Here is an 18,092-nt window from a genome sequence, read left to right on the forward strand (position 1 = left end):
ATTCAAAGGCCGAAAATCGCCTCATCAATCCCAGGAGGCAATAAGATGAGCGAACGTATCGATTTTCACCAGGCAGCACCGGCAGGCATGAAAGCACTGAGCGGCGTATACGGTTATCTGTCACAAACCGATCTGCCGCTCACTTTACTGGAACTGCTGTTCCTGCGCATATCGCAGATTAACGGCTGCGCTTACTGCATTGATATGCATACAAAAGCGCTGAACAAGGCGGGGATCGGCTGGGATAAAATTGTACTGACGTCCGTCTGGCACGAATCCGGTACTCTGTTCAGTGAAAAAGAGAAAGCGGCCCTGCAGTGGGCGGAGTGCCTGACGCTGATTGCACAGCATGGCGCGCCGGAAGCAAGTTATACCGCGCTGAGGGAGCACTTCAGTGACAAAGCAATTGTCGATCTGAATATCGCCATTGGCCTGATGAACACCTACAACCGCATGGCGATAAGTCTGAAAAAGCTGCCTGCCAGTGCGAATGCGTCATAAGTGAAACCGATGCGTGCGCCGCTGCGCGCGCATTTTCAGACTCACAAAAATGTAACATTATTTTTACACAAGAGGCTATCTGGCTGCTTTGTCGACAATTCAAACTATTCCGCATTGCATAATAAATCGCTAAAATTCAGATAATTAAATAATTCCGTACCGTTCATATCGATTCTGCCGTTGCACCATCATGGCGCTTTTCCGCAACATCCTTTCCGGGTTAACCCTCTGACTTAACAATAAAAAATCCCTAATCGCGCAGCCGTGCTGATGATTAATTCTTATGCTGAATCATTTCTGCATTTAAAAAATAAACAAATGTTTAATTCAGGGGTGAGAATGTTATATTCGGATGACAAAGCATAACGTGCAGTTAACCCGTTATCACCGCTTTAACCTATACCTGAGACTTAACCTTTGAGAAATAGCGCAACGCGCTCGCAAGAAGCGTGACTATTTCGCCTGCAAAACTGTTGGGCTTCAGGTCAACAGAAGAGGAGATGTCGCCTCATGTGCAATTCAGCTGTAAACCTTGCGCTCGCGATGAGTGCCATGGCAAAGGACACCACTACCGCGCAGGAGCGCAAAGACGTTGACGTGCTGCTGATTGGCGCAGGTGTGATGAGCGCTACCCTCGGTGCATGGCTGCAGGATTTAGCGCCGGACTGGTCCATCGAAATGGTGGAGCGGCTGGACAGCGTGGCCGAGGAGTCGTCCAACGGCTGGAATAACGCCGGCACCGGTCATGCCGCCCTGGCCGAGCTGAACTATACGCCGCAGCAGGCGGATGGCAGCATCGACATCTCTAAAGCGGTGACGATCAACGAATCGTTCCAGATTTCCCGCCAGTTCTGGGCCTATCAGGTCCAGAAAGGCAACCTGCGCAATCCCAAAAGCTTTATTCACAGCACGCCACACATGAGTTTTGTCTGGGGAGACGACAACGTCGAATTCCTGCGCAAACGCTATCAGGCGTTGCAGAAAAGCACCCTGTTCCGGGGCATGGCCTACTCCGAAGATCCGCAGCAGATTGCGCGCTGGATCCCGCTGGTCATGAATGGCCGCGATCGCCGTCAGAAAGTGGCCGCGACCTGGACGGAGATGGGCACCGATGTGAACTTCGGTGAAGTAACGCGTCAGCTGATCGCCTCCTTAGAGAAGAAGGCGAACTTCCGCCTGCGTCTGCGTCAGGAAGTGCGTGACCTGAAACAGCTCGCCGACGGGCGCTGGCAGGTGACGCTGCAGTGTCTGAACAGCGGCAACCGCCGCACGCTGACAGCGGGCAAAATCTTTATCGGCGCTGGCGGCGCGGCATTGCCGCTGCTGCAGAAGGCCGGTATCCCGGAAGCGAACGGCTACGCCGGATTCCCGGTAGGGGGTTCGTTCCTGGTGACGGAAAATCCGCAGGTGGTGGCGCAGCATATGGCCAAGGTCTACGGCAAAGCCAGCGTCGGCGCACCGCCGATGTCCGTGCCGCACGTTGACACCCGCGTACTGGATGGCAAGCAGGTGCTGCTGTTTGGCCCGTTCGCCACCTTCTCCACTAAGTTCCTGAAGCAGGGTTCGCTGATGGATATGTTCACCTCTCTGAACAGCAGCAACATGCTGCCGATGGTGAAAGTGGGGCTGAAAAGTTTCGATCTGGTGAAATACCTGATGGATCAGGTGCTGCAAAGCGATCGCGACCGTATGGACGCCCTGCGCGCCTATGTGCCGCAGGCGAAGCAGGAGGACTGGCGGTTAGTGACGGCCGGTCAGCGTGTGCAGATCATCAAGAAGGATGAGAAAGAGGGTGCTGTATTGCGCCTCGGCACCGAAGTGGTCGCCTCACAGGATGGGACGATTTCAGCGCTGCTGGGCGCCTCCCCAGGCGCCTCGACAGCGGCACCGATCATGCTGGAACTGCTGCATAAGGTCTGTCCTGAACAGATGGCCACGCCGGAATGGCAGAATAAAATCCGCGCCGTCATCCCTTCCTGGGGTCGTAAGCTGAACGGTGACGTGGCCCTGACAGAGAAAGTGTTGGCCGAAACCAGCCGTATTCTGCAGCTCGACTACTCGCCGGTGACACCGATGGCGGCAAACGATGAAGGACGTGAAACCGCGTTCGTTGTCGGCAAGTAATTCCGCACCGCTGATAAAAAGGCTCCGCACAGCGGGGCCTTTTTTATTGGCCGGTTGCCTGGTCGTCCTGGGGTTTCTCTATTAGGGTTAAGAGATCTTTTAGCTGAACACTCAGGAGGAAAAGGCATGTCTTACTCCCCTGCTTCACCGGAATTCACGCTGCTTGACCGCTACTGGCGGGCGGCGAACTACCTCTCCGTCGGGCAGATCTACCTGATGGATAACCCGCTGTTGCGCGAGCCACTCAGGCCGGAACATATCAAACCGCGCCTGCTGGGCCACTGGGGCACCACGCCAGGGCTGAATTTTATCTATGCCCACCTCAACCGGATTATCCGGCAGCAAAATCTGAACATGATCTACATCTGCGGACCCGGGCACGGCGGCCCCGGCATGGTGGCTAACACCTGGCTGGAGGGCAGCTACAGCGAAATTTATCCGCACATCAGCCAGGATGCGGCGGGCATGCAGCGCCTGTTTAAACAGTTCTCCTTCCCGGGCGGCATTCCCAGCCACGCGGCCCCGGAGACGCCTGGCTCAATTCATGAAGGAGGGGAGCTGGGTTATTCGCTCTCTCATGCATTTGGCGCGGCTTTCGATAATCCCGACCTGGTGGTGCCCTGCGTCATTGGCGACGGCGAAGCGGAAACCGGACCGCTGGCGTCCAGCTGGCACGGCATCAAATTTCTCAATCCGCAACGTGATGGCGCGGTGTTACCTATTCTGCATCTCAACGGCTACAAGATTGCTAACCCGACGCTGCTGGGTCGAAGCAGCGATGAAGATCTGCGTCAGCTGTTCAGCGGTTACGGCTATGAACCGCTGTTTGTCAGCGGGCATGAGCCGGAGAAAATGCATCCGCTGATGGCGGAAGCGCTGGACAATGCTCTGGCAAAAATCACCGCCTTCCAGCGTGAGGCGCGCCAGGGCAGCGCCACGACCGATGTGCCGCGCTGGCCGATGATTATCCTGCGCAGCCCCAAAGGCTGGACCGGCCCCAAAACGGTCGACGGCAAAAAAGTAGAGGATTTCTGGCGGGCGCATCAGGTGCCGGTCGCCGCCTGTCGTGAAGATGAAGGTCATCGTCAGATTCTGGAAACGTGGATGCGAAGCTATCAGCCGGATGATCTGTTCGATGAACAGGGTCGCCTGAAGCCGGAGCTGCAGGCGCTGGCGCCGGAGGGCGACAAGCGCATGGGGGCTTCGCCTTACGCTAATGGCGGCCTGCTGCGCCGTGAGCTGAAGACGCCGGAGCTCGCCGCGTTTGCCTGCGAGGTCGGCGAACCGGGTTCACAGATGGCGCAGGCTACCGAGTATCTGGGACGCTACCTCAGCGTGCTGTTTCAGCGAAACCGCGACAACTTCCGGCTGTTTGGCCCGGATGAAACCGCCTCAAACCGCCTGACGCCGGTCTTCGACGTGACCAGCCGCACCTGGCTGGAAAGAACAGAGCTCTACGACGAGCAGCTGGCGCGCGATGGCCGCGTCATGGAAATTCTCAGTGAGCATCAGTGTCAGGGCTGGCTGGAGGGCTATCTCCTGACCGGCCGTCACGGGCTGTTCAACTGCTATGAAGCCTTTATCCACATTATCGATTCCATGTTTAACCAGCATGCCAAGTGGCTGAAAGTCACGCGTAAGCTGGGCTGGCGTAAGCCCATCTCCTCACTCAACTATCTGCTCTCTTCGCACGTCTGGCGCCAGGACCACAATGGCTACAGCCATCAGGACCCCGGCTTTATCGATCACGTTGCCAATAAGAAAGCGGACATCGTACGTATCTATCTGCCGCCCGATGCCAATACGCTGCTCTGGGTAGGCGACCACTGCCTGCGCACCTGGGACCGCATTAATGTCATTGTGGCGGGCAAACAGCCTGCGCCGCAGTGGCTCGACATGGCCAGTGCCATAACCCACTGCGAAGCGGGCATGGGCGAATGGCGCTGGGCAGGCACCACGCCCGATAATGCACAGCCGGATGTGGTGATGGCCTGTGCCGGTGATGTGCCCACCATGGAAACCCTGGCGGCCGTCGATCTGCTGCGCGAGATGCTGCCTGAACTGCGGATTCGGGTGGTAAACGTGGTCGATTTAATGGCGCTGCAGACGCAGGATCAGCACCCGCATGGCAAATCCGATACGGAATTTGATGCGCTGTTTACGCAGGATAAACCGGTGATTTTTGCCTTCCACGGCTATCCGACGCTGGTGCATCGCCTGACCTATCAGCGCACCAATCATCGCAACTTCCACGTGCGTGGCTTCAATGAAGAGGGCACCACCACCACGCCATTTGATATGACGGTACTTAACGAACTGGACCGTTATCATCTGGCGCAGGAGGCGATTCTGCGCGTGCCCGGGCTGGCGGATGCTCATCCCGCGCTGCTGGAGGATTTGCAGCAGCGTCTGGCCGCGCATCACCAATATGTCCGCGAACATGGCGAGGATCTGCCGGAGGTGCAGAACTGGAAATGGCCATCCGCCACTGCACCAGGCGCGCCTGACTAAGCGGCCTGCAGCGCGTCGGTCACCATCCAGACGGTGGTCGCCACCAGCGACAGCGCCATCAGGCTGTTAAACAGCTGGCGCTTCCAGGCAATCTGCAGATGGCTGCGCAGGCGGTCGCCCAGCGCAGCCCAGATCAGGATGCAGGGCAGATTGAGCAGCATGAAGCAGATCATTACCGTTACAACGCCGCTGCTGGCGCTGTAGAGCAGTGCCACGTTGCTGGCCATCAGCCAGGCTTTGGGGTTAATCGCCTGGAAACAGGCGCCACCCAGCAGCGTCATCGGCTGCGGCCGGGTGCGCGTTTCGGGGGCGTCAGCACGAAATATCTTCCAGGAGAGCCACAACAGATAGGTGCAGCCTGCCAGCGTCAGCGGCAGGCGAATCGCCGACATCCAGTGCAGCAGCACCTCCAGCGCCATTCCGGCAATCACCGTTTGCACCGCACAGCCCAGTAGAATGCCGAACATCATCGGCAGGGTGCGCCGCATGCCAAAATTGACCCCGGAGGTCGCCAGCAACAGATTGTTCGGGCCTGGCGTAATCGACATGACGGTGACGTAACTGAAGAAAGAGGGATCAAGCATAGTGGCGCTCCTGAAAGTGGACAGAGCTCTATGCTACGGCGCGGAAATGAATGGTAACAGTGACACAAAATCACTATTGTGATGGTTACAGTTTACGTTTGCAGCAATTGTACCCATCCAATCCGGAGGCTACTGTGTCCCTTGCTCCCTCTTCCGATCAGCGTCTTTATCAGCAGCTGGCGGACAGCTTCGCTGAGGCTATCCACCAGGGCACGCTGAAACCTGGCAAACGCCTGCCAGCGATCCGGCGTGTCGCTCAGTCCCATCAGGTCAGTGTGAATACGGTGCTGAATGCCTGGCAGCTGCTGGAAGATCGCGGTCTGATTGAGGCCCGGCCGCAGTCGGGCTACTACGTGCGCGGCGTGCTGCCCGCCGTGACCCGTCACGGTGAGCATAAGACCCGGGTACGCGACCCCGGCAGCGGTAAACTCGACCTGATTGATAAGGTGTTTGCCGCACAGAACCATCCCGACTACATCAATATCTCGCTGGCCTGCCCGCAGGACAGTGAACTTTTCCCTGCGACCCGCATCGCCCGGATCACGGCTTCACTGCTGCGCCGTCATCCCAATCTGATCGGGCGCTATGCGCTTCCGCCCGGTAGTGAGCGCTTACGGGAGGAGATTGCGCGCCGGGCGCTGCACGCCGGACAGCGGCTGACCGCCGATGAGATCACCCTGACCCACGGCTGCATGGAAGCCCTGCAGCTGGCATTACGTGCGGTCACGCAGCCCGGCGACTGTGTCGGGCTGGAGTCGCCGACCTACTTCTTCCTGTTTCCACTGTTGGCGTCGCTGGGCCTTAAAGCGCTGGAAATCCCCACCGATCCGCAGCATGGCCTGTCGCTGGATGCGCTGGAGATGCTGCTGCAGGAGCAGCGCATCAAGGCACTGATTGCCATGCCCGGTGTGCAGAACCCGCTGGGCTGCGGCATGTCGCTGACAAACAAGAAGCGGCTGGCAAAGTTAGTGAATACTTACCACGTTCCGCTGATCGAGGATGGACTGTATGACGAGTTGCAGTTCGACTGGCCCCTCTCGCCCGCTGTGAAAGCGTTTGATCGCGATGGCTGGGTGATCTACTGCACCAGCTTCACCAAAACCGTAGCACCCGACTTCCGGATTGGCTGGACCGCTGCCGGCCGTTTTCACGACGCGATTGCCCGGCTCAAAGCGGTTTCGTCGATGGCTGAATCGGCCCTGCTGTCAGAAACACTGGCGGAGTTTCTTGCGTCCGGCGGTTACGATCACCACCTGCGCACCCTGCGCCGTCGCTACGCAGCCAATCTGGATGAGGCGCGGGGACTGATCGCCCGCTACTTCCCGCAGGGCACCCGCGCCACGCTGCCGCGCGGAGGATTCGTCTTCTGGGTCGAGTTACCCGGCAACGTGAAGACCACGGAGATGTTTGACCGGCTGCTGCAGGAGCAGATCTGCGTCACGCCTGGCGCGCTCTATTCTCTGAGCGAGCGTTACAACCATGCGCTGCGTCTCTCCTGCTGTTATCCGTTTGATGCGCGCTATAGCCGGGCAATTCAGCGCGCCGGAGAGATTGCCTGTGAACTGTCAGGACTCCCGGCTGGTGAGGCTCAGGGCGTCCCGTTACGGCCCCAGACGGTGTAACCACGCCGTTCGGTCAGGCGCTCGTAATAGGTGCGAACCGCCGGATAATCGGGATGCTCAAGCGGCGTCTCAAACCAGCGGTTTACCGCCAGACCAATCGGAATGTCGGCCAGGGTGAAATTGCGTCCGGCAACGTAGCGACCGGTTTTTTCCAGTTGCTGATTAAGGATGCTCATGGTGTGCGCCCAGCCTTTGCAGGCCGCTGCCAGCAGGCGCGGATCCTGATGAGCCGGAGAGTTTCTTACCAGCGACATGAAAGCGTAGCGCCAGGAGGTATTCAGTTCTGTGGCCTGCCAGTCCATCCACTGATCGACCGGTGCACGCGCCTGCGGATTAGGCGGATAAAGCCACTCGCCGCCATAGGCATTCGCCAGATAGCGCAGGATGGCGTTAGATTCCCAGATGACCAGGTCATCATCTTTCAGCACCGGCACCATCGCATTCGGATTGAGTGCCATGAACTCCGGCAGATGAGTGGAGCGGAAACCGTCGCCCCACTCTTCGCGCTGGTAATCCAGATCCAGCTCGTCACACAGCCATAATACTTTGCGCACGTTGATTGAGGAGGCGCGTCCCAGGATCGTTAACATGCAGAGTCTCCGGTAGAATCTTTAACTTATTGATAACGCTGTTAGCTGTTATAAGCAATCATCTGGCAGAGAAAAGGCCACCCTGAACACCCTCAGCAAGGAGTCACCATGCAGGTCGCGTTTAAGCAAGTCGATGTGTTTACCTCATCAGCCTTTAACGGCAATCCGCTGGCGGTCATTATGGATGCGCAGGGGTTAAGCGACAGTCAGCTGGCCGCCATCGCCCGCTGGACTAACCTGTCGGAGACCACCTTTGTGCTGCCGCCTGAGCATGCGGAAGCCGACTATCGGGTGCGCATTTTTACCGTTGAAGGTGAGCTGCCGTTTGCCGGTCATCCCACGCTGGGTACGGCGCACGCCCTGCTGGAGGCCGGCTGGCCAACCCGCACACCCGGTGAGATTGTGCAGGAGTGCGGCGTCGGTAACGTTACGGTGAAGATTAATGAGACGGGTGAACTGGCGTTTGCCGCCCCGGCTGCCACGCTGACACCCTGGCAGGATGCGCTGATGGCGAAAGCGTTAAACAGCGAGGCTTTCGATCTGACGCAAAGCCCGACGGTGGTTGATATGGGTATCCGCTGGCTGCTGGTGCCGATGACCAGCGGCGACGCGGTGCTGGCGCTGCAGCCCAGCGTCAGCGAACTCGAGCGTCTGCTTAAACAGGCGGACGTATCGGGGATAATGACATTTGGTCGCCTGCCGCAGGGAGAAGAGGAGCAGTATGAAGTACGCGCCCTGCTGGTCGAGAATGGCAGCCTGACCGAAGACCCGGTGACGGGCAGTGCCAACGCCTGTCTGGCACGTTACTTTGCCATGGCGGGACAGACCACGGGCTATCGTGTGCGTCAGGGCACGGCGCTGCAGCGTGCCGGTCGGGTAAACGTGACCTTCGATAGTGGCACGATCTGGATTGGCGGCCATACCGTCACCGTCATCGACGGCACAATCGCGCTGTAAGGCTGGCGGCATCGGCGGGCCGCGATGCCGCCGGGGGTTAAATGCCCTGCCCGCCTGAGGCTTCGATGCGCTGCGCGGTGATCCAGCCGGTTTCATCACTGAGAATCGCGCTGATGGCATCGCCGATGTCATCCGGTAATCCCACCCGGCCCAGCGCCGTCAGTGCAGCAATCTGATCGTTAATCTCCCGGGTGTCACGCACCCGGCCTCCGCCGAAGTCCGTTTCTATCGCCCCGGGTGCGAGAATATTGACCCGAATCCGGCGCGCCCCCAGCTCCTTCGCCTGATAGCGGGTCAGCACCTCCATCGCCCCTTTCATCGATGCATAGGTCGCAGAGCCCGGATAGACCAGCCGGGTCAGACCGCTGGAGATGTTCAGGATGCGCCCTCCGTCGTTGATCAGCGGCAGCAGCTTCTGGGTCAGAAAGTAGGGCCCCTTGAAATGGACATTCACCAGGGCGTCAAATTCCGCCTCCGTGGTATCGGTAAACGGCTTATAATGACCGTGCCCGGCGTTGTTCACTAAATAGTCAAAGCGATCCCGCTGCCACTGCTGCTGCAGGGCCTCTTTCACCTGCCCGACAAAGCGATCAAACTGACCGGTGTCGCCGACATCCAGCGCCAGCGCCACTGCACGCCGTCCCATCGCCTCAATCTCTTTGACAACCGCCTGCGCCTCCTCGGCATGAGTGCGGTAGGTCAGAATGATATCGGTGCCTCTGGCAGCCAGTTTTAACGCGCCGTTACGGCCTAAACCGCGATTTGCACCGGTAATTAACGCAACTTTCTGATTCATCTCTCACACCTGTTGAAAAGTTGAACACGTGTTAAGGATATTCGCGAATTATTGATCTATAAACAGTGTAAAAAGCGCATCACTGTTTCAATAAAAACAACAATCGGTGAACAACATGGACAAAATTCACGCAATGCAGGTTTTTGTGCGGGTGGCCGAAATGGGCAGTTTTACCCGCGCGGCAGAGAGTTTAGGTGTGCCTAAAGGCAGCGTATCGCGGCAGATACAGGCGCTGGAGAATCAAATGGCAACCCGTTTGCTGCATCGCACCACGCGCCGGGTGCAACTGACTCAGGATGGACTGGTCTATTACGATCGCTGTCTGGACCTGCTGTCGATGATCGACGATATGGACAGTCTGTTCCAGCACGATCCCGCCACGCTCAGCGGCAAGCTGCGGGTCGATATGTCCGTCGCGATGGCGACCGGTTTTATCCTTCCCCGCCTGCCGGAATTTTTGCAGCACTACCCTGGCGTAGAGATTGAACTGAGCAGCAGTGACCGTCAGGTGGATGTGATCCGGGAAGGCTTTGACTGTGTTATCCGGGTCGGCGAGCTGAAGGATTCGGGACTGATCGCGCGAAAAATTGGCACCCACACCTTGATCAACTGCGCCAGCCCTGGCTACCTTTCGCGTTTCGGGATGCCGGTCCGGCTGGAGGAGCTGTCGCAGCATGCGATGGTCCACTACAGCCAGCAGCTGGGCCAGGCCGCACCGGGTTTTGAATATTTTGATGGCAGGCAGTGCCACTATGTTCACACCGGCGGCGCGGTGACCGTGAACAGCACCGAAACCTATCGCGCCGCCTGTCTGGCAGGATTAGGCATTATTCAGGTGCCGGCGGCCGGCATTCAGCCCCTGCTGGAAAATGGCGAGCTGGTCGAGGTGCTGCATCGCTTCCCCGCCAGGCCCATGCCGATCCACCTGCTCTATCCACACCGGCGCAATGTGGCGCGTCGCGTGCGGGTTTTTATGGAGTGGCTGAGTCAGGTGCTGCAGGAGTACGTCACCTGAGCGACTATACTCTGATTTTAATGACAAACAGGACAGTGAAGGTCTATGACAGACAAGCAGGAACATTCGCAGGATACACAGCCAGAGAAACCGCTTATCGACATTAAAACCGGCAATCAGACCGTGGACCAGTCGATTGTCCGCGTGTCGCGTTTTGCCGCCTGGTTTCAGGCCATTCCGGCGGTGGCGCATTTTATCCGTGCCCTTGAGCGCTTTAACGACCGGCTCGGCAGCCAGTTTGGTGCGGCCATTACCTATTTCTCATTTTTATCGCTGATCCCGATTCTGATGGTGTCGTTTGCCGCTGTGGGTTTTGTACTCGCCTCCAATCCGGATCTGCTGACCGATATCATCAATAAAATCGTCAGCAGCATCAGCGACCCGACGCTGGCGACCACGCTGAAGAATACGGTGAATACCGCCATTCAGCAGCGCGCCACGGTGGGGATCTCCGGTTTACTGCTGGCGCTCTATTCCGGTCTGAACTGGATGGGGAATCTGCGGGAAGCCATTCGCGCCCAGTCGCGCGACGTCTGGGAACGCAATCCTGATGACCAGGAGAAGATCTGGAAACGCTACATCCGCGATTTCCTGTCGCTGACCGGCCTGATGCTGGCCCTGATCATTACGCTTTCGCTGACCTCAGTGGCGGGGTCTGCCCAGGCGACCATCGTGAGCGCCCTGGGGCTGGATGGCATCGACTGGCTGCGGCCTGCGATGACCATTATCGCCACCTCGATTTCTGTGCTGGCTAACTACCTGCTGTTTCTCTGGATTTTCTGGATCCTGCCACGACATAAGCCACGCAAGAAGGCGCTGTTCCGCGGGACGCTGCTGGCGGCCATCGGTTTTGAGGTGATCAAGTTTGTCATGACGCTGACCCTGCCAAAGCTGGCAACCTCCCCTTCAGGAGCGGCCTTTGGTTCCGTGCTCGGCCTGATGGCGTTCTTCTACTTCTTCGCCCGTCTGACGCTGTTCTGTGCGGCCTGGATCGCCACAGCTAAATATAAAGACGATCCGCAGATGCCTGAAGCGGGCAGCGCAGCACGACGCAAAACCTCCTGATCTGTTAACAACAGCGGAAAACACCTCCCCTCGGCTATTTTTTATTCAGATAACAGGATGAATAGCTGAGGGGTCACTTTTATTTAGCCCTTTCACAGAGTATCCCGCCAGATATCGTCCGGTTTACCCCGGTATCACCCGGCATTCGCCGCACCACAGAAATTATCCTCTTTTTGCCCGCTGAAGCCAGGCGCGGCGCGGGTTTTCGCCATTGAATGCGGTCAGTCAGGTGCGTAAGATTCTTTGTCTGTATTTACAAATAAGAAACAGTTATGCAAGCCTCCCTCTCAGACACACTCGACAAACAGCAGGACCCCGCACCGGTTAACTCACGCAGTAAAGTGGTGATAGCCTCACTGGTCGGCACGGCCATCGAATTCTTCGACTTTTATATTTATGCCACGGCTGCGGTGATTGTTTTTCCCCATATTTTCTTCCCGCAGGGTGATGCCACCGTCGCCACGCTACAGTCGCTCGCCACCTTCGCTATCGCCTTTATTGCGCGTCCGATTGGCTCTGCCCTGTTTGGTCACTTTGGCGACCGCGTAGGACGTAAGGCCACCCTGGTTGCCTCGCTGCTGACCATGGGGATCTCCACCGTGGTGATTGGCCTGCTGCCGGGCTATGAAACCATTGGTGTGATGGCGCCGCTGCTGCTGGCGCTGGCGCGTTTTGGTCAGGGGCTGGGCCTGGGCGGCGAATGGGGTGGCGCAGCGCTGCTGGCAACGGAAAATGCTCCGGCGAAGAAACGTGCCCTCTATGGCTCCTTCCCGCAACTGGGCGCGCCGATCGGCTTTTTCTTTGCTAACGGCACCTTTCTGCTGCTCTCGTGGCTGCTGACTGACGAGCAGTTTATGCAGTGGGGCTGGCGCGTTCCCTTCATTCTCTCTGCCGTACTGGTGCTGATTGGCCTCTATGTGCGCGTTTCGCTGCATGAAAGTCCGGTGTTTGCCAAAGTGCAGAAAGAGCAGAAGCAGGTTCGGGTACCGATTGCGGCGCTGCTGAGCAGGCACCTGACTGCGACCATTCTCGGCACCTTTATCATGCTGGCGACCTATACGCTGTTCTATATCATGACCGTCTATTCAATGAGTTACGGCACCACGCCAGCGCCAGCGGGTCTGGGCATTCCGCGTAACAGTATGCTGTGGATGCTGATGCTGGCGGTCATTGGCTTTGGCGTGATGGTGCCGATTGCGGGCGTGCTGGCGGATCGCTTTGGTCGTCGCAAGACCATGATTACCATCACGCTGATGATTATCGCGTTTTCGTTCCTGTTCCCGGCGATGCTCGGTTCGGGTTCACAGGCGCTGGTGATGGCGTTCCTGCTGCTGGGTCTGAGCATTATGGGGCTGACGTTTGGCCCGATGGGCGCACTGCTGCCGGAGCTGTTTCCGACCGAAGTGCGTTATACCGGTGCCTCGTTCTCCTACAATCTCTCCTCAATTCTGGGTGCCTCGGTTGCGCCTTACATCGCGACCTGGCTGAATGCCAGTTACGGCTTGCAGGCGGTAGGGTTCTATCTGGCGTCGATGGCGGTGCTGACACTGATTGCGTTGCTCGCCTGTAAAGAGACGCGTCACCAGACGCTGTATGACGTGTAGTCCGGTGGGATGAAGGTCAGTAAAACCCGGCAGATGCCGGGTTTTTTTATGGGTTGGGTTTAGTCAATCTAAGGCAGCTTAGGGAACATACTTTGACCCTGGGGAGTTTAAAAACATCGCCTTATGGTCAGGCTACCGGCTCAGGGAGCATACGCCCTCCGCAAAGACGCAAAAGACGCCATCCCTGGCGGGCTCAGCGCGGGCCATCCCTGGCCCGCTATGCTTTGGCTACAGGCGTATGCTCCCATCGCTTTAAGTTGATTGGCTGTCTGTTTGAAGATCCTGCATCGTGCTAATGGGCGGGGTAATTCTTACAGCAATTAAGAAGTCTGAGGACACTGGCAACACGGTCAGAAGAGGAAAGCGTCCCGCCGCCCGGATAAAAACGCCGGGAGCGTTTTTGAACAACGCAACGCGTTGGCCCGTTTACGGGCGCACCTCAGGAATGAGGTGCGTAATCGCGCGGGCCGAGCGGCCAGGGATTGGCTTAAGCGCCTTTCCGATCTGAGCGTGTTACCTGTGCAGGCTCGGTCTCACAGCGATACAGGCAGTACAGGCCAGTGAAGGCTCCGTCCCACCAGCGACAGGCATTGTCAGCAAACAAAAAACCCCGGCAAGCCGGGGTTTGTTTTGCTGAAAACGGGGGTGCCGCTTATCAGCCTGCGACAGCGATACGCTTCATGTCGGTCATGTAGCCACGCAGTTTGCGGCCCACGATTTCAATCGGATGCTGGCGAACCGCTTCGTTGACGTCACGCAGCTGCGCGTTGTCTACCTGCGTTCCCTCAGTGGCTTCACCCAGGTCGCCTGGCTGCAGCGTGGTCATGAACTCTTTCAGCAGCGGTACAGCGGCGAAGGAGAACAGGTAGTTACCATATTCGGCGGTATCAGAGATAACCACGTTCATTTCGTACAGACGCTTACGGGCAATGGTGTTAGCAATCAGCGGCAGCTCGTGCAGGGATTCATAGTAAGCAGACTCTTCGATGATGCCCGCATCAACCATGGTTTCAAACGCCAGCTCCACGCCCGCTTTGACCATGGCGACCATGACGACACCTTTGTCGTAGTACTCCTGCTCGTCGATCTTACCTTCAAACTGCGGCGCATTTTCGAACGCAGTTTTACCGGTCTCTTCACGCCAGGTGAGCAGGTTTTTGTCGTCGTTCGCCCAGTCGGCCATCATACCGGAAGAGAATTCACCCGAGATGATGTCATCCATGTGCTTCTGGAACAGCGGAGCCATGATGGTTTTCAGCTGCTCAGACAGCGCGTATGCACGGATTTTTGCCGGATTTGAGAGGCGATCCATCATCAGGGTGATGCCGCCGAACTTCAGCGATTCGGTGATGGTTTCCCAGCCGAACTGAATCAGTTTTTCGGTGTAAGCCGCGTCATGACCTTCCGCCACCAGCTTGTCGAAGCAGAGCAGTGAACCCGCCTGCAGCATGCCACACAGAATGGTCTGCTCACCCATCAGGTCAGATTTGACTTCTGCCACGAAAGAGGATTCCAGCACGCCAGCACGATCACCACCGGTTGCGGCTGCCCAGGCTTTAGCAATCGCCATGCCTTCGCCTTTTGGATCATTTTCCGGGTGAACGGCGATCAGGGTCGGAACACCGAAGCCACGCTTATACTCTTCACGCACTTCTGTACCCGGACACTTCGGTGCCACCATGACGACGGTGATATCTTTACGAATGCTCTCGCCCACTTCAACGATGTTGAAGCCGTGTGAGTAGCCCAGCGCAGCGCCATCTTTCATCAGCGGCTGAACAGCCTGAACCACTGCAGAGTGCTGTTTGTCTGGCGTCAGGTTTACCACCAGGTCCGCCTGCGGGATCAGCTCTTCGTAGGTACCCACTTTGAAACCGTTATCGGTCGCTTTGCGCCATGAAGGGCGTTTCTCAGCAATCGCTTCAGCACGCAGTGCATAGGCGACATCCAGACCGGAATCACGCATGTTCAGACCCTGGTTCAGGCCCTGTGCGCCACAGCCAACGATAACGACTTTTTTGCCCTTCAGGAAACTCGCACCATCTGCGAACTCATCGCGCGCCATGAAACGACATTTGCCTAATTGCGCCAGCTGATTGCGCAGATTCAGTGTGTTGAAATAGTTAGCCATGGGTACTCCGGTAAGTTGTGTTTGCTTTTTTTGTTCAGGAACGGCGTGTCATGCAGCGCCGCGAATGACCCCATCATATGACAGGAATTCTGTTGCTTAAATTGATATATTAACAACGTCACATTGCAATAAATGCAACACCACCCAGAGGCGACGCGCATATGGATTTACGGGATCTGAAACTGTTTCTTCATCTGGCAGAAAGCTGCCACTTCGGGCGCAGCGCGCGTGCTATGCACGTCAGCCCTTCCACGCTGTCACGCCAGATCCAGCGGCTTGAAGAGGATGTCGGCCATGCGCTGTTTCTGCGTGATAACCGTACCGTCACACTGACGGAGGCGGGTGAGCGCCTGCGTCAGTTTGCCCAGCAGACGCTGCTGCAGTATCAGCAACTGCGTCATGTCATGGATCTTAATGGTCCGTCACTCAGCGGCGAGCTGCGGCTGTTCTGCTCGGTAACGGCGGCCTACAGCCATCTGCCGCCCATCCTCGACCGCTTTCGCGCCGAACATCCGCAGGTGGAAATTAAACTGAATACCGGCGATGCCGCGGATGCGCTGGAAAAAGTTCACTCCGGTGATGCCGATCTGGCGATTGCCGGACGCCCTGAAACGCTGCCAGCCAGCATTGATTTTATGCCACTGGGGCTGATCCCGCTGGTCCTGATTGCGCCCGCCTTACCCTGTGCCGTTCGCACTCAGGCTACACAGCCTCAGCCAGACTGGGCACAGATTCCGTTTATTCTGCCGGACCAGGGCCCGGCACGGCGGCGTATCGATCTCTGGTTCCGCCGCCATCGCATTCCTAACCCGCTGATTTACGCCACGGTGTCGGGGCATGAAGCGATTGTCTCGATGGTGGCACTGGGATGTGGCATTGCGTTGCTGCCGCATGTGGTGCTGGAAAACAGCCCGGAACCGGTGCGTAACCGCGTGATGATGCTGGAAAATGTTGAATCGGTCGCGCCGTTTGAACTCGGCATCTGCGTACAAAAAAAGCGGCTCGGTGAGCCGCTGATCAGTGCCTTCTGGAGCCAGCTGTAATCAGTTGCCTGACAGGAAGAAGCGGAACGCCGGGTTCTGGCTTTCATCATGAAAGTCATAGCCCAGATCGGTGAGATGCTCTTCGAAACGCGGCTCATCGCTGCCCAGTTCAAAGGCCGCCAGCACGCGGCCATAATCAGTGCCGTGGCTGCGGTAGTGAAACAGCGAGATATTCCAGTGCGTGCCAAGCGTCTGCAGAAACTTCAGCAACGCGCCGGGTGCCTCCGGGAATTCAAAGCTGAAAAGCCGTTCACGCAGCGGTTTGGAAGGTCGTCCGCCCACCATGTAACGCACGTGCAGCTTTGCCATCTCATCATCAGAGAGATCGACCACCTGATAGCCGCCGTGGGTCAGTTCGCTGATAATCTCGCTGCGCTCCTCGACGCCACGGGTCAGCCTGACACCAACAAAGATGCAGGCTTTATCTGCGTCAGCATAGCGGTAGTTGAACTCCGTGATGGCACGCCCGCCCAGCGTCTGGCAGAAGCGTAAAAAGCTCCCCTGCTGTTCCGGGATGGTCACAGCCAGCAGCGCCTCTCGCTGTTCGCCCAGCTCGCAGCGCTCAGAGACATATCGCAGGCCGTGAAAATTGACGTTGGCCCCGGATAAGACATGCGCCAGCCGTTCGCCTTTGATCTCATGCTGCTGGATATACTTTTTCATGCCCGCCAGCGCCAGCGCCCCGGAAGGCTCCGCCACGGCACGGACATCTTCGAACAGGTCCTTCATTGCTGCGCAGATGGCATCGCTGTCGACGGTGATGATGTCGTCAAGATACGCTTTGCACAGGCGGAAGGTCTCGCTGCCGATACGCTTCACCGCCACGCCTTCGGCAAACAGCCCGACGCGGGGCAGATCGACCGGATGACCTGCCTCAAGCGCCGCCTTCAGACAGGCTGAATCTTCTGACTCCACCGCAATCACTTTGATTTGCGGCATCAGCTGTTTAATCAGCACTGCCACACCGGCTGCCAGACCGCCCCCGCCAACCGGGACAAAGACCCGATCCAGATGCGCATCCTGTTGCAGCAACTCCATCGCCAGCGTGCCCTGTCCGGCAATCACTGCCGGATGGTCAAACGGTGGCACGAAGGTGTAGCCGCGCTGTTCCGACAGTTCGATCGCTTTGGCTTTCGCCTCATCAAAGTTGGCACCAAACAGGTAAGCCTCACCGCCAAACGCGCGCACCGCATCCACCTTGATATCGGCTGTCGCCAGCGGCATCACGATCAATGACTTAATGCCCAGCTTGCTGGCGGAGAGCGCCACGCCCTGTGCATGGTTACCGGCGGAGGCCGTTACCACGCCGCGCGCTTTCTGCTCTTCGTTCAGGCCGGCAATCATCGCGTAAGCACCGCGCAGCTTGAAGCTGTGCACCGGCTGGCGATCTTCCCGCTTCACCAGAATGGTGTTGCCAAGACGCGATGAGATTTTTTCCATCTTCTGCAGCGGCGTTACCTGTGCGACTTCGTACACCGGTGAACGCAACACCGCGCGCAAATACTCGGCGCCGCAGGGTGCGTCGGGTAGCGGTTGAGACTCGGCCATG

14 protein-coding genes are annotated in these 18,092 nt (G+C 57.7%); 9 read left to right on the plus strand and 5 right to left on the minus strand.

From position 1 onward, the window contains the following. The first annotated feature begins 45 nt into the window (after nucleotides 1-45). The 3 genes from S7A_RS03365 (at nucleotide 46) to S7A_RS03375 (ending at nucleotide 5,136) form a co-directional block, all read left to right on the plus strand. Entirely contained in the window at nucleotides 46-501 is a 456-nt protein-coding gene (locus S7A_RS03365; RefSeq protein WP_009087962.1) for a carboxymuconolactone decarboxylase family protein, read from the plus strand. Nucleotides 502-1,011: 510 nt separating this feature from the next. Further along, complete coding sequence (gene mqo, locus S7A_RS03370; protein ID WP_009087963.1) at nucleotides 1,012-2,625, plus strand: malate dehydrogenase (quinone); 1,614 nt, start codon at nucleotides 1,012-1,014, stop codon at nucleotides 2,623-2,625. A 126-nt stretch (nucleotides 2,626-2,751) separates the two neighbouring features. Further along, nucleotides 2,752-5,136 carry a phosphoketolase gene (locus S7A_RS03375; protein WP_009087965.1) on the plus strand — a complete coding sequence of 795 codons (2,385 nt, stop codon included), beginning with the start codon at nucleotides 2,752-2,754 and terminating at the stop codon, nucleotides 5,134-5,136. Here the strand turns inward: S7A_RS03375 and S7A_RS03380 are convergent. Further along, the gene (locus S7A_RS03380; protein ID WP_009087966.1) at nucleotides 5,133-5,720 is read right to left on the minus strand and encodes a LysE family translocator; all 588 of its coding nucleotides are present in this window, start codon (nucleotides 5,718-5,720) and stop codon (nucleotides 5,133-5,135) included. The two genes, S7A_RS03375 and S7A_RS03380, sit on opposite strands and share 4 nt — an antisense overlap. 134 nt (nucleotides 5,721-5,854) lie before the next feature. Here S7A_RS03380 and S7A_RS03385 point away from each other — a divergent pair, with 134 nt between their 5' ends. Further along, the gene (locus tag S7A_RS03385) at nucleotides 5,855-7,342 is read left to right on the plus strand and encodes a PLP-dependent aminotransferase family protein (RefSeq protein WP_009087968.1); all 1,488 of its coding nucleotides are present in this window, start codon (nucleotides 5,855-5,857) and stop codon (nucleotides 7,340-7,342) included. Here S7A_RS03385 and S7A_RS03390 read toward each other — a convergent pair. Then, a complete protein-coding gene (locus tag S7A_RS03390) occupies nucleotides 7,309-7,932 on the minus strand; it encodes a glutathione S-transferase family protein (protein ID WP_009087970.1) in 624 nt (207 codons plus the stop codon). The two genes, S7A_RS03385 and S7A_RS03390, sit on opposite strands and share 34 nt — an antisense overlap. 108 nt (nucleotides 7,933-8,040) lie before the next feature. Here S7A_RS03390 and S7A_RS03395 point away from each other — a divergent pair, with 108 nt between their 5' ends. Further along, the gene (locus S7A_RS03395; protein ID WP_009087971.1) at nucleotides 8,041-8,889 is read left to right on the plus strand and encodes a PhzF family phenazine biosynthesis protein; all 849 of its coding nucleotides are present in this window, start codon (nucleotides 8,041-8,043) and stop codon (nucleotides 8,887-8,889) included. Between the two features lie 37 nt (nucleotides 8,890-8,926). Here S7A_RS03395 and S7A_RS03400 read toward each other — a convergent pair whose 3' ends face one another. Further along, the gene (locus tag S7A_RS03400) at nucleotides 8,927-9,685 is read right to left on the minus strand and encodes an SDR family NAD(P)-dependent oxidoreductase (RefSeq protein ID WP_009087973.1); all 759 of its coding nucleotides are present in this window, start codon (nucleotides 9,683-9,685) and stop codon (nucleotides 8,927-8,929) included. A 115-nt stretch (nucleotides 9,686-9,800) separates the two neighbouring features. Between S7A_RS03400 and S7A_RS03405 the strand changes: the two genes are divergently transcribed. From S7A_RS03405 to S7A_RS03415, 3 genes are all read left to right on the plus strand, one after another. Further along, nucleotides 9,801-10,700: a LysR family transcriptional regulator gene (locus S7A_RS03405; RefSeq protein WP_009087975.1), complete on the plus strand. Its 900-nt coding sequence runs from the start codon at nucleotides 9,801-9,803 to the stop codon at nucleotides 10,698-10,700. Nucleotides 10,701-10,745: 45 nt separating this feature from the next. After that, nucleotides 10,746-11,765, plus strand: a complete 1,020-nt coding sequence (gene yhjD / locus S7A_RS03410; protein ID WP_009087977.1) for an inner membrane protein YhjD — start codon at nucleotides 10,746-10,748, stop codon at nucleotides 11,763-11,765. Nucleotides 11,766-12,037: 272 nt separating this feature from the next. Then, nucleotides 12,038-13,369, plus strand: a complete 1,332-nt coding sequence (locus S7A_RS03415; protein WP_009087978.1) for an MFS transporter — start codon at nucleotides 12,038-12,040, stop codon at nucleotides 13,367-13,369. Nucleotides 13,370-14,024: 655 nt separating this feature from the next. Here S7A_RS03415 and ilvC read toward each other — a convergent pair. Next, nucleotides 14,025-15,500, minus strand: a complete 1,476-nt coding sequence (ilvC, locus tag S7A_RS03420; protein WP_009087980.1) for a ketol-acid reductoisomerase — start codon at nucleotides 15,498-15,500, stop codon at nucleotides 14,025-14,027. 161 nt (nucleotides 15,501-15,661) lie between these two features. Between ilvC and ilvY the strand changes: the two genes are divergently transcribed. Further along, a complete protein-coding gene (gene ilvY, locus S7A_RS03425; RefSeq protein WP_009087982.1) occupies nucleotides 15,662-16,543 on the plus strand; it encodes an HTH-type transcriptional activator IlvY in 882 nt (293 codons plus the stop codon). On the opposite strand, the gene ilvA is transcribed toward ilvY, so the two are convergent. Then, nucleotides 16,544-18,091: a threonine ammonia-lyase, biosynthetic gene (gene ilvA, locus S7A_RS03430; protein ID WP_009087984.1), complete on the minus strand. Its 1,548-nt coding sequence runs from the start codon at nucleotides 18,089-18,091 to the stop codon at nucleotides 16,544-16,546. It abuts the gene before it with no gap. Nucleotide 18,092 lies beyond the last annotated feature (1 nt).

Source organism: Pantoea sp. Sc1 (assembly GCF_000255315.1).
In the GTDB taxonomy this organism is placed as follows: domain Bacteria; phylum Pseudomonadota; class Gammaproteobacteria; order Enterobacterales; family Enterobacteriaceae; genus Pantoea; species Pantoea anthophila.